Below are 12,672 nucleotides of genomic sequence, written 5' to 3'. Positions count from 1 at the left end.
GGCATCCGATGCCGCCGCGGAGACGGCATCCGTCGTCGCAGGGGGGTGGCGTCCGCTGACGAGGGGGTTCAGGCGGCGAGGTCGCTCTCGCCGGCGCCGCCGAGCCGGGGCTCGGGGATGACGGTGGTCTCGGCGACGGCGGCCCGTCGGGCGCCGCGCCGGGAGCGCACGAGCCGGGCACCGCGCCGGGAGCGGGCGACGGCCGAGACGACCGGGGTCAGCAGCGCCAGCGCGAGCGGCGCGAGCAGCAGGGCGACGGCTGTGCCGAGGGCCAGCCCGCCGACGACGTCGGTCGGGTAGTGGACGCCCATGTAGACGCGGCAGAAGGCCTCGGCGAGGGCGAGCCCGATGGCGAGCAGGCCGAAGCGCCGGTGGGCGACGAAGACGCCGACGGCGATGGCCATCGCCATGGTGGCGTGGTCGCTGACGAAGCTGTAGTCGGTCTTGCCGGCGATGAGGACCTCGAGACCCTGGTGGTCCTTGAAGGGCCGGGGCCGCTCGACGAACCCGCGAATCGGGATGTTGACGAGGAGCGCGATGCCGGCGGCGAGCGGGGCCCACAGCAGGCCGGCGAAACCGGAGACGGAGTCGCCGGGCGTACCGCGCCGGCGGACGCTCCACCAGCAGCCGAGCACGACGAGGACGAGACCGAACATGATGCCGAACTCGCCGACGAACTCCATGACGCGGTCGAACCACGGCGGGGCGGACTTCGCGAGCCCGTTGATGTCGTAGAGCAGGCTGACATCGGGGTTCGAAGCGTCCGATGCGAGTCCAGCCATCTGCTGAGGCCCCTTGCTCTCGTGTGGTGGTGTCCAACCCCCGTGGTCAGAGTGGTCGGATCGGGAAACGATCCACCAGAGGGGAGCGTTCCGCTCTCCGCCCAAGATCACCAGGACGTTACCGAACGGTGACGGCCGCCCGCAGCCCAGGGCCCTGGCCTCACGGAACGTACCGTCCGGGCTCCACCGCCGAAGCCCTGGGCTGAGCCTGACGGTGCGTTATCACTGGGGCGGCAGATGGGTGGGCAGGGCGGCGGCACCGTCCTCGGTGACGCGGGTGGCACCGAAGTAGTCGGGGGTGTCGATGCGGTCGAAGCGGATGACCGCGCCGGTGCGCGGTGCGTCGATCATGTAGCCGCCGCCGACGTAGATGCCGACGTGGCGGATGGCGCGGGAGTTCGTCAGATCGTCGGAGAAGAAGACGAGATCGCCGGGCAGCAGCTCGTCACGGCTGGGATGCGGCCCGGCGTTGTACTGGTCGTTGGCGACGCGCGGAAGACGGATGCCCACCGACTCGTACGCCGCCTGGGTGAGCCCGGAGCAGTCGAACCGCCCGCCCTGCGCGGCCGTGCCCGTACCGCCCCAGAGATACGGCGTGCCCAGCTTCTGCTGGGCGTAGTAGATGGCACCGGCGGCCTGCCGGGACGGGTCGACGCGACCGACGGGCCGGGCGAAGCTCTTCTCCAGGGAGCGGATGATCCGCACGTAGTTCTGCGTCTCGCTGATCCGCGGCACCCCGCCGGACTTGATGACCCGGTAGGCGCCCGCGTTGTAGGCGGCGAGCATGTTGTTCGTACGGTCCCCGGGCACGTTCTTCACGTAACCGGCCAGCTCGCAGTCGTACGAGGCGGCGGACGGGATGGCGTCCTTCGGGTCCCAGATGTCCCGGTCGCCGTCCCCGTCACCGTCGATGCCGTGGGTGGCCCAGGTGCCGGGGATGAACTGGGCGATGCCCTTGGCGTTCGCGGGCGAGACGACGGTCGGGTTCCAGCCGCTCTCCTGGTACAGCTGCGCGGCGAGCAGTGCGGGGTTGATCGCCGGACAGAGGTTCCCCCACTGCTGCACGAGCCCCTGGTAGGCGGCGGGCACGGCGCCCTTGGCCAGGGCCACGGTCCCGTTCTTCCCGCTCCCGGCGCCTCCGATGATCCCGGCGGCGGCGGAGTACGTCCCGACGACGAGCAGCATGACGAAGGTGAGGCAGACCCCGAAGACCCCACCCCCCACCAGCCACGCCCTACGCGCCTTACGCACCGTCAACCACCCCTCGGATCCTGGCAGTACGCCCAGCCACCCCAGTCTAGGCGGGAGGGCCCTCCGTCAGGGGGTGGACGAACCGGACGGAAGAGGAGTGTCCGAGGACCGGAACGCGGACGTGACGGAGGGGCCGGGGACGACGGGCCCTTCGAAGGGGGCGGGCGGCGCCGTACCCCCGCGCAGATTCGGTGACGGCCGGGCGGCGAAGCGGCCCTGACGGTTCGTCCGGCGGCGCCCCAAAGGTGCCACAACGACAATCATTGCCCGGAGTCACCCTGCGTGATACACAGAGTGACCATACGCGTCCTCGCATACGATCCGGTCACACCATCGCAGGTCAAGACGGTCGGATCGGTCAACTGTGCGGGGATCGGGTAAAGAGAGCCGTCAAGCCGTCACACGCGAGCGGTTTCATCAGCGAAGATAGGGTCGGACGCTTCATGCCATCCGGCAGGGGCGACGAACTACCCAACAGGGGCGGTGAGTTACATGTACCTGGCGGCCGAGAAGGGCGACATCACCACCATCATCGGTGGAATCGCCCCGAACTGGGGGCCTTTCGGAAGCCTTGGTGCCGAGGCCAAGGTGATGATCGAGGTCGTGATGGCCGTGGCCATCCTGCTCTGCCTCGGCATCGCCATCTGGGGCGCGGCCAAGCAGCGCATCGGGGCCACCGCCCTGCGCGACACCTTCAGCGCCGAACAAGGCAAGGGCCTGATCGTGGCCGGTCTGACCGGCGTCTTCATCATCGGCTCACTGGGGACGCTCTTCACCATCGTGTACGGGATGGCCGTCTGACGGCCGTCTGGCCCGTTTTCTCACCACCGAGGTCGCGTTCCCTGATGTCCAGTCACCACGCCGCGCCCGCGCGGAACCCAGCACGGCTTTCGTCGTACCCGCGAACGGTCGAGGGAGCGTACCCGGCATGAGCTTCGGCGACGAGCACGACGGCCAGACCCGTACCCGCCTCCCGGAGACCGGCACCAGCGCGCGACCCCCCGCCCGGGGCGGCCGCTCCCTCTTCGCGGTGGTCGGCGTGGTGATCCTCCTGGTCGCCGCCATCGCCCTCGCCAACCGCGGCGACGGCACGCCCGAGTCCGGCACCCGCGGCGCCGGCCCCGACGCCCAGGCCGGCTCCGCCGCCCCGACCTCCCCGACGGGCGTCCGCCCGGTCACCGGCAAGAACGGCACCATCCCGTCGGGCTTCGCCCACGACGAGCAGGGGGCGCAGAGCGCGGCGGCGAACTATGCGGTGGCGCTGGGTTCCGTGGACATGTTCCGCCGCGGAACGCGCGAGGTCATCGTCCGGGCGATCCACGACCCGGCCGTCGCGGACGGCCTCGTCAAGAGTCTGGACGACTCCTACTCGGCCGGCTTCCTGGCCAACGTGGGACTCGGCCCCGACGGCGCCGCCCCTGCGGGGCTGACCTTCGTGTCCCGAACCGTCCCCGTCGGCACCACGGTGAAGGAGGCGGCGGGAGACACCGCGACCGTCGAGGTGTGGTGCACCGGCCTGGTCGGCCTCGCCGGCGAGGGCTCCACCAAGCCGGTCACGTCGACGTGGTTCACCATCACCGAAAAGCTCAAGTGGGTGGGCGGCGACTGGAAGGTCGTCAGTTCCGCGCAGAGCGAGGGCCCGACCCCGGTCAACGGCGACAATCGCGCCTCCATGGCGGACGACATCGCCAGGGCGGTCGAGGGATACGGAGGCTTCACCTATGCCCGCTAGCCGACGGCTCCCGCTCCGCGCGCTGGGCGCCGGAGTGGCCGCCCTGCCCGCCACGCTCGTCCTGTTCGCCGCACGGGCCCACGCGGCGCCGACACCGACGCCGACGGCCACGCCGACCGGAACACCCTCCCCGAGCGCCAGCAACAACCCCTGCGACCTGATCGTGGGCCAGGCCAGGGAGTACTGCGAAAACGGCCAGCAATCCCCCGGCTCCCAAACCCGCCTCGACGACCCCAACGCCGCCGTCGACCCCCTCTCCTCCCTCGCCAACGGCTGCGCCAAAGCCGCCGCCTGGGTCGTCGACACGCTGTCGAAGGCCGTGAAGGAGACCGCCGACGTCGACTTCACGAACCTCGAGTTCCTCGGCCGCTACGCCGTCGTCTTCGCCGCCGCCACCTTCCTCACCCTCCTCCTCTGGCTGCTCGCCGTCGCCAAGCGCGCCATCCGCGGCGTGCCGCTGACCACCGCGATCTCCGAGGCCATCGGGTTCCTGTGGCTGACGGTCCTCGCCTCCGCGTTCACGCCGCTCATCCTCTACACCGTCGTCAACGCCACCGACGCCATCACCGAGGTCATCGCCTCCGGCACCGGACAGCAGACCGACGTCTTCTTCGGCAGCTTCAAACAGGCCCTGGAGAAGGGCGACAGCATCGGCGGCGGGCCGATCATGCTGATCATCGTGTCCCTGGTGACGATCCTCGCCGCCGGCGTGCTCTACCTCGAACTCGTGCTGCGCGCCGTGCTGCTCTACGTCGGCGCCCTGCTCGGCGTCGTCGTCTACTCCGGGCTCGTCGACAAGAACATGTGGGGCCACGTCCGCCGCTGGGCGGGCATCATGATCGCGGTGATCCTGGTCAAGCCGGTCATCGTCATCGTCCTCGGCCTCGCCGGCGCGCTGTCCTCCGGCACCGGGCCCGACGCGTTCTCCGCCGTCGTCTCCGGCCTCGCCATCATCCTGCTCGCGATCTTCGCCTCCGCGATGATCTACCGCTTCGTCCCCGGCTTCGGCGACGAGGTCATCGCCTCCCGCGACAACCGCCTCCACCGCGCCGGCGAGAACGCCGCGGCCGCCGTCATCTCCTCCCCCGCCTCCCTCGTGTCCCAGGGCATCAAGACCCACAGCACCCGCAGCGACGGCGGAGGCGGCGCCCAGGCCTCCGGCGGCGCCGCGCCCCGCCCCGCCAACGCGCTCTCCGGCGGCGTCGCCGCCCACAGCAGCCGCGGCACCTCCGGAAGCGGCGGCGGAGCCCCCACGGGTGCCACGCCCGCCCCCCGTAACAGCAGTCCCACCGCGGGCACCCCGCACAGCAACCGCAAGAACTCAGGAGCAGGAGGTGCAGGGCGTTGACGACCCAGTCCCAGCCGGTCTCGCCCCGCCGCACGTATCTCATCGGCCGCGCCCGGCCCAACGCGATCGTCGGCAAGAACCGCGAGACCGGCGAGATCGCGCTCATCATCGCCGGCGCCTTCCTCGGCATGATGAGCGGACTGATCGTCCCCGTCCTGTCCCTGCGCATCGTGCTGCTCATGGGCTTCCCGCTGATCGCCCTCGCCATGGTGTACGTGCCGTTCAAGCAGCGCACCTTCTACAAGTGGTTCGAGATCAACCGCAGTTACAAGCGCATGCTCAAGCGCGGCACCGTCTACCGCTCCGCCGCCGTCGAGGCCGGCACCCGCCTCGACGGCCGCGAGGTCGAGATCGGCCCACCGCCCGGCATCGGCCGGGTCAGCTGGCTCTCCGCGCCCTTCGGACCCGACGAGATCGCCGTCCTCCTGCACGCCGACCGCCGCACCGTCACCGCCGCCATCGAGATCGAGGGCCCCGGCGTGGGCCTGCGCGACTCCGAGGACCAGGAAGCCCTCGTCGACCGCTTCGGCACCCTCCTCAAGCACGTCGCCAACGGGGACGGCTTCGTCACCCGCCTCCAGATGCTCGCCCGTACGCTCCCCGCCGACCCCGACGCCCACGCCAAGGACGTCGCCCAGCGCGGCGACCACACGGCACCGGCCTGGCTCCAGGAGTCGTACGACCAGCTCCAGTCCATGGTCTCCACCTCCAGCGAGCAGCACCGCGCCTATCTCGTCGCGTGCATGCACTACACCCGCGAGCTCGCCGCCGAGGCCAACGCCATGGCCCGCGCCGCCCGCCACGCCTCCGGCGCCCGCAAGCTCGACCGCGACGCCGGCCTCGCCGTCGTCATGGCCCGCGAGCTCACCGACATCTGCGCCCGCCTCGCCGAGGCCGACATCCGCGTACGACAGCCCCTCGGCCAGTCCCGGCTCGCCTCCCTCGTGCACTCCATGTACGACCCGGACCACCCCATCGACCACATCCAGGCCATGACGAAACGAAACGCTTGGCCCGCCGAACTCGACGCCATGGAGCCCACCTACCTCCAGGCCAAGACCCGCGAGTCCGCCACCCGCGCCCCCTGGTGCCACGCCACCGCCTGGGTCAAGGAGTGGCCGATGACGCCCGTCGGCGTCAACTTCCTCGCCCCGCTGCTCGTCCACACGCCCGACGTCATCCGTACCGTCGCCGTGACCATGGACCTGGAGCCCACCGAGGTCGCCATCGAACGCATGCTCACCGAGAAGACCAACGACGAGGCCGAGGCCTCCCGCCAGGCCAAGATGAACCGCACCGTCGACCCCCGCGACATCGCCGCCCACGGCCGGCTCGACCAGCGGGGTGAAGATCTCGCCAGCGGCGCGGCGGGCGTCAACCTCGTCGGGTACATCACCGTATCGGCGCGCTCCCCCGAGGCCCTCGCCCGGGACAAGCGCACGATCAGGGCCTCCGCCGGAAAGTCCTACCTGAAACTGGAGTGGTGCGACCGCGAGCACCACCGGGCCTTTGTGAACACCTTGCCGTTCGCGACCGGCATCCGCCGCTAGGGCCGAAGGGGCACAGACCGATGCGAGATCCGCTGTCCGTCCTCACCGAAGCCTTCACCTCCTTCCTCTTCGGCAAGGTCGAGACGACCCGCCTGCCCGTGCGCACCTCCACGGGCCAGGCGCAGGCCGTCTACCTGCCGACCGCGGCCCCCGGCCTCGGCGACTCCGGCGTGATCATCGGCCGCGAGGTCTACAGCGGCAAGGGGTACATCTACGACCCCTTCCAGCTGTACGGCCAGCAGCTCCCGGCCCCCCACTGGCTGGTCCTCGGCGAGTCCGGCAACGGAAAGTCGGCCCTGGAGAAGACCTACGTCCTGCGCCAGCTCCGCTTCCGCGACCGCCAGGTCGTCGTCCTCGACGCCCAGGGAGAGGACGGCGTCGGCGAATGGAACCTCATCGCCCAGCAGCTGGGGATAACTCCCATCCGGCTCGACCCGATGGTCGCCAACGACGACGGCATCCGCCTCAACCCCCTCGACCCCGCCATCACCACCACGGGCCAGCTCGCCCTGCTCCGCACCATCATCGAAGTGGCGATGGGCCACGGCCTCGACGAGCGCTCCGGCTTCGCGCTCAAGGTCGCCCACGCCTACGTCACCGAACACATCACCGACCGCCAGCCGATCCTCACCGACATCGTCGAGCGACTCCGCCACCCCGAGGCCGAGTCCGCCGAGGCCATGAACGTCGACATAGACGACGTACGGGCCTGGGGCCTCGACGTCGCGCTCGTCCTCGACCGCCTGGTCGACGGCGACCTGCGCGGCATGTTCGACGGCCCCACCACCGTCGGCATCGACCTGGACGCCCCGCTCATCGTCTTCGACCTGTCCCACATCGACCGCAACTCCATCGCCATGCCGATCCTCATGGCGATCGTCGGCGTGTGGCTGGAACACACCTGGATCCGCCCCGACCGGAAGAAGCGCATCTTCCTCGTCGAGGAGGCCTGGCACATCATCAACAGCCCCTTCGTCGCCCAGCTGTTCCAGCGGCTCCTCAAGTTCGGCCGCCGCCTCGGCCTCTCGTTCGTGGCGGTCGTCCACCACCTCTCCGACGTCGTCGACGGAGCGGCCGCGAAGGAGGCCGCGGCCATCCTCAAGATGGCCTCCACCCGCACGATCTACGCCCAGAAGGCGGACGAGGCCCGCAACACGGGCCGGGTCCTCGGCCTGCCCCGCTGGGCGGTCGAGATCATCCCGACCCTCACCCCCGGCATCGCCGTCTGGGACGTCAACGGCAACGTCCAGGTCGTCAAACACCTCATCACCGAGAACGAACGCCCGCTCGTCTACACGGACCGCGCCATGACGGAGTCGTCCACCACCGACGACGAACTGGAATGGGAGACCGAACAGCGGGCCATGCTCATCGAGCAGCAGATGAACGACCAGTCGACGGTGGCATGACGTGAACACGGTGGCATGACGTGAACAAAGAGGCACGACAGCAGGGCGGCGGCGTCCCCGACGGATTCGTGGTCGGGCTGCTCGCCCTGCTGCTCGGCCTCGCCGCCCTGATCTGGACGGCGACCGGCCTGGCCGGCCTGCTGGCCCACGGCGGCTGGCCGCCGGGCGTCACCTTCACCCGCACCCCGCAGGCCCTCCGCTCCCTGATGACCGCCCCGACGGACCTGGCCGCCGCCTGGCCGACGACGCCGCCGGCGTCCCTGTCGGGCTACGGCCTCTTCTGGGGCCTGGTGATCGGCGAGGCGATGGTCCTGACGGTCCTCGCCGTCTTCGCCCTCGGCACGTTCGCCCGCTGGCGCACCGTACGGGCGACGCAGCGGAAGACGCCGGCGGCGGGAAGACGGCCGGTCGCGGAGGCGCCGACGCCCACGGAGATCCCGGCCTCCACGGGCACACCGGACGTCACGACACCGGCCCCCCACGACCCGATTCCCCGGCAGGCAGCACCGCCCCCGCACACCGCACCGCCTCCGGGCACGGGAGCAGGAGCGAGCGCGGGAGCGGGCCCGGACACGGGCCCGGACACGAGCTCAGACGTGGACTGGGGCACAGGAGCGGGCGCGGGAGCCGACGCCCTCACCGGCCCTCCGGGCACGGGCACCGCCACCACCACCGGCACCGGCACCGGCACCGGCATCCCCACACCGACTCCCGCCCCCCGCCTCGTCTACGCCCCCGCCGCCGCCCGCCGCGCCACCGCCGCCCAGGCGGTACGGGATGCCGAGGGTGCCGCGCTCGTCGTGACCTCCGACCCGAACCTGTGGGCCGACACCAAGGACGCCCGCGCCAAACTGGGCCCGGTCCTCGTCTACGACCCGGGACACCTCTGCGACACCCCCGCCCGGCTCCACTGGAACCCGGCCGACGGCTGTGAGGACCCGGACACGGCCCGGGACCGCGCGGTGGCGCTGCTCGCACCCGTACGCCCACAGTCCCGCCTCGACGCGGCCGTCGCCGACACCGCGGAAACGCTCCTGCGCGGCTGGCTGCACGCCGCCGCCACAGACGGCCGGCCGTTCAAACAGGTGCACCGCTGGGCGCAGGGCACCGACGCCCACGAGCCGGTACGGATCCTCCGCACCCACCCCAAGGCCGCCACCGGCCACGCCGGACTCCTCGAATCGGCCCTCACGGCCCACCCCGAACGCCGCCGCGCCGCCCAGGAACTGACGGCCCGTGCCCTCTCCGGCCTCTCCTCGATCCACATCAGGCAGGCCTGCACGCCGAATCGAACGGATTCGCTCACGCTCGCATCTTTCGTCGCCGAGCAGGGCACCCTGTACGTGGTGGGTGAACCGATCGAGGACCCGCGCACCCACCCCGGCGCGATGCCCCTCCTCACCGCGCTCGCCGCAAGCGTGGTCGAGCACGGCCGCCGCATGGCCGCACGGTCATCCGACGGTCGGCTCGACCCACCACTGACGCTCGTCCTCGACGACGTCGCGGCGGTCGCACCGATCCCCCGGCTCCCCGAACTCCTGGCCAGGGGCGAGGACACCGGCCTGCCGGCCCTCGCCCTGATGCGCTCCCGGGAACAGGCCCGGTCACGCTGGCCGGAGCACGACCCGCTCAGCCGCTGAACTCCCGCTGCCGCCGCATCTCGTACTCGACCTCGAACGCCGACGGGTCCCCCGGCATCGCGACCCTCTCGCCCGACGCGACGAAACCGAACTTCCGGTAGAAGGCCTCGGCCCGGGCGTTGTCCTCGTGCACGTACAGCCGCACCCGCTCGATCGCCGGCTCCGGCAGCGACCACGACCAGTCCACCGCCGCCCGGAACAGGGCCTCGGTCACACCGGCGCCGCGCGCCTCGGGCCGCACGAACACGCCCACGACGTGGGTCTGGTCGACCTTCGCCGCGGCCCCGAACCGCGGCGCGTCCGAGGGCCGCTCGACCAGCACGGTCACCGAACCGATCCAGCGCCCTTCCGGCGTCTCCGCCACGAACTGCCGCACGCTCCCGCCGGCGGTCTCGGCCCCGCCCGCGGCCCGGCCCTGCCAGTAGGAGTCGGGCTGCGCGGAGGCGTCCGCGTACGTCTCGAGGAAGGCGATGTGCGCGACCGGGTCCTGAAGGGCGGCGAGCCGCAGCTCACGCACCTTCTCCCACTCGTCGGCGCGGATGGTGCGTATCGAATAGTCCATGCCTCCGATCCTCGCGACCTCCGCACGCCCCTGACAAACTCATTGCGCCCCAGCCGGCCCCGCGCCCACCTCTCCCCGGCCCGCCTCCCTCCCTTCCCCGGCCCGCGTCGTACCCAGGTACGACACCCACTCCCCGCCGCCCACCCCGGGTCCGACGCCCCGCCCCACCCCGATCCCTAGCGTCGGGGGGACGCGCCAGAGCGACCGGATCGTTCGAACGAGCGAAGCGCGACGGGCGGACGGTGAAGCAGTGAACGGGTGAACGGAGGAACGCGTGAACGGAGGAACGGGTGAATGCGTGAGGATGTGCGGGTGACGACGGAGACTCACGGCCCCACCGGCCCGAGCCGGTACGTCCAGCGCGCGCTCGCCCGGCTGCGCGCCTTCGACAAGGCCCGTCCCCAGCTCTGGGACGCGGCCCTCACCGCCGGCTGGACGCTGGCGGCGCTCGTCGACGCGACCGACGGCTGGCGGAACACGGCCCGGGATCCCTCCGTACCGCACTGGCTGGTCCTGACGACCACTCTCGTGCTGTCCCTCCCCCTCTACTGGCGCCGCCGCCGGCCCACCGCGGCACTGGCGGCGATGGCCTGCGGGGCGCTCGTCAGCACGGTCTCGGGCGCCTTCCTGCAGGCCGCCTTCCTGCAGGCCCTCCCGGTGTTCCACATCGCCCTGAACCGGCCGCCCCGCGCCCTGCTGTGGTCCGCGGCCCTGATCGTGCCGCCGCTGGTGACGGGCGCGTTCCTCTGGCAGGCCGAGTCCTGGGACGTGTACGTCGTCCCCAACCTGTGGGCGTACGCGCTCGTCGCCCTCCTCGGCATCACCGTCCGCTCGCGCCGCGAGGAACGCGAGCAGGAGGTCCGTCTGGCCGCCGCCGCCGAACGCGCCCGCATCGCCCGGGAGATGCACGACATCATCGGCCACAACCTCTCCGTCATCACGGGTCTCGCGGACGGCGGCCGCTACGCGGCGGTCAGGAGCCCGGAACGCGCCGCGCAGGCCCTCGACGCCATCGGCACCACGAGCCGCCAGGCGCTCGGCGAACTGCGCCGCCTGCTCGGCGTCCTGAGGGAGGACGACGAGTCCGCGGCACGGACTCCGCAGCCGGGCCTCTCCGATCTGCCGACCCTGATCGAGGGCGTACGGAAGGCGGGCCTCAAGGTCCGTACGGACCTGGCCGCCCCACCCGGGCCCGCGCGACCCGGCCAGGAGTTCTCCCCAGGAGCCGAACTGACGGTGTACCGGGTGGTCCAGGAGGCGCTGACGAACACCCTGAAGCACGGTGGCAGCGCGGCCGAGGCCACGGTGACCCTCGCGTACGCGCCCGAGGAACTCGTCGCCACGGTCACCGACACGGGCCGGGGAGCCGATGCCCCGTCCCCCGGGCAGGGCCAGGGGCTCGCGGGAATGCGCGAGCGCGCGGCGCTGTACGACGGCACACTCGAATGCGGCACGCCGCCGGAGGGCACCGGCTGGCGCGTACGACTCACACTGCCCCGCACGCTTCCCAGGGAGGGCGCGTCCTCGTGACCACGGTTCTGATCACGGACGACCAGCCGTTGCAACGCCTCGGGTTCCGCATGCTGCTGGAGAGCCAGGACGACATGACGGTCGTCGACGAGGCCGCCAACGGCGCGGAGGCCGTACGCCTGGCGGATCACCACCGCCCGGATGTCGTCCTGATGGACATCCGCATGCCCGGCCTCGACGGCATCGAGGCCACCCGCCGCATCGTCTCCACCGGCGACCGCACCCGCGTCCTGATCGTCACGACCTTCGACCTGGACGAGTACGCGTACGAGGGCCTGCGCGCCGGCGCGAGCGGCTTCCTGGTGAAGGACGCCCGGCCCGAGGAGCTCCTCGCGGGCATCCGTGCCGTCGCGAGCGGCGACGCGGTGGTGGCCCCGAGCCTGACCCGCCGCCTCCTCGACACCTACGTCCACCACCTGCCGCCGGCCCCGAATGCATCGCCCGGGACCACCGCCCTCCCCGAGAGGGACCCCCGTCTGTCGGCTCTCACGGAACGGGAGCGCGAGATCCTCACGGTCATCGGCCAGGGCTGGAACAACACGGAGATCGCGAGCCGCCTCCATCTCGCCGAATCCACGGTGAAGACGCACGTCACCCGCATTCTCGCCAAGACGGGCTCGCGCGACCGCGTCCAGGCGGTGATCCTGGCCTACGACACGGGCCTGGTGACGCCGGCCTGAAGAGCCTCCGGTCACGGGAAACGAAACCTTCCGGGCATGGGAAGAATCCGGTGACCGCGGAAAGGGGCGGTGAACGCAGAAAAGCCCCGCACCATAAGGTGCGAGGCTTTCCCACAATGATTGTTCGGCGGCGTCCTACTCTCCCACAGGGTCCCCCCTGCAGTACCATCGGCGCTGAAAGGCTTAGC

At 71.5% G+C, this 12,672-nt stretch carries 11 protein-coding genes and 1 rRNA gene; 8 read left to right on the top strand and 4 right to left on the bottom strand.

Annotation, left to right across the window (positions count from 1 at the left end):
- Window positions 1-68: 68 nt before the first annotated feature.
- Window positions 69-782: a phosphatase PAP2 family protein gene (locus ESG85_RS05990; RefSeq protein WP_128976979.1), complete on the bottom strand. Its 714-nt coding sequence runs from the start codon at window positions 780-782 to the stop codon at window positions 69-71.
- Window positions 783-1,004: 222 nt separating this feature from the next.
- Window positions 1,005-1,967, bottom strand: a complete 963-nt coding sequence (locus ESG85_RS05985) for a C40 family peptidase (RefSeq protein ID WP_246094829.1) — start codon at window positions 1,965-1,967, stop codon at window positions 1,005-1,007.
- 558 nt (window positions 1,968-2,525) lie between these two features.
- Here ESG85_RS05985 and ESG85_RS05980 point away from each other — a divergent pair.
- From ESG85_RS05980 to ESG85_RS05955, 6 genes are all read left to right on the top strand, one after another.
- A complete protein-coding gene (locus tag ESG85_RS05980) occupies window positions 2,526-2,834 on the top strand; it encodes a hypothetical protein (RefSeq protein ID WP_046908545.1) in 309 nt (102 codons plus the stop codon).
- Window positions 2,835-2,961: 127 nt separating this feature from the next.
- Window positions 2,962-3,765, top strand: a complete 804-nt coding sequence (locus tag ESG85_RS05975; protein WP_128976977.1) for a DUF8175 domain-containg protein — start codon at window positions 2,962-2,964, stop codon at window positions 3,763-3,765.
- The gene (locus tag ESG85_RS05970; protein WP_128976976.1) at window positions 3,755-5,113 is read left to right on the top strand and encodes a hypothetical protein; all 1,359 of its coding nucleotides are present in this window, start codon (window positions 3,755-3,757) and stop codon (window positions 5,111-5,113) included. The genes ESG85_RS05975 and ESG85_RS05970 overlap by 11 nt, the downstream gene beginning before the upstream one ends.
- Window positions 5,110-6,663: an SCO6880 family protein gene (locus tag ESG85_RS05965; protein WP_128976975.1), complete on the top strand. Its 1,554-nt coding sequence runs from the start codon at window positions 5,110-5,112 to the stop codon at window positions 6,661-6,663. The genes ESG85_RS05970 and ESG85_RS05965 overlap by 4 nt, the downstream gene beginning before the upstream one ends.
- A 20-nt stretch (window positions 6,664-6,683) precedes the next feature.
- Entirely contained in the window at window positions 6,684-8,072 is a 1,389-nt protein-coding gene (locus ESG85_RS05960; protein WP_128976974.1) for an ATP-binding protein, read from the top strand.
- Between the two features lie 20 nt (window positions 8,073-8,092).
- Window positions 8,093-9,712, top strand: coding sequence for a P-loop NTPase family protein (locus ESG85_RS05955; RefSeq protein WP_128976973.1), 1,620 nt, complete (start codon window positions 8,093-8,095; stop codon window positions 9,710-9,712).
- Here ESG85_RS05955 and ESG85_RS05950 read toward each other — a convergent pair.
- A complete protein-coding gene (locus ESG85_RS05950) occupies window positions 9,702-10,274 on the bottom strand; it encodes a GNAT family N-acetyltransferase (protein ID WP_128976972.1) in 573 nt (190 codons plus the stop codon). The genes ESG85_RS05955 and ESG85_RS05950 overlap by 11 nt on opposite strands.
- A gap of 294 nt (window positions 10,275-10,568) precedes the next feature.
- Here ESG85_RS05950 and ESG85_RS05945 point away from each other — a divergent pair, with 294 nt between their 5' ends.
- Window positions 10,569-11,804 (top strand): sensor histidine kinase, encoded by a 1,236-nt coding sequence (locus tag ESG85_RS05945; protein WP_128976971.1) that lies wholly within the window; start codon window positions 10,569-10,571, stop codon window positions 11,802-11,804.
- A complete protein-coding gene (locus ESG85_RS05940) occupies window positions 11,801-12,484 on the top strand; it encodes a response regulator (protein ID WP_128976970.1) in 684 nt (227 codons plus the stop codon). The genes ESG85_RS05945 and ESG85_RS05940 overlap by 4 nt, the downstream gene beginning before the upstream one ends.
- Before the next feature lie 122 nt (window positions 12,485-12,606).
- Here ESG85_RS05940 and rrf read toward each other — a convergent pair.
- Window positions 12,607-12,672, bottom strand: a 5S ribosomal RNA gene (gene rrf, locus ESG85_RS36880); the annotation flags it as partial.

It is taken from the genome of Streptomyces roseicoloratus, from assembly GCF_004117935.1.
GTDB classification, from domain to species: Bacteria; Actinomycetota; Actinomycetes; order Streptomycetales; family Streptomycetaceae; genus Streptomyces; species Streptomyces roseicoloratus.
This window is presented reverse-complemented; position numbering and strand designations above follow the sequence as displayed.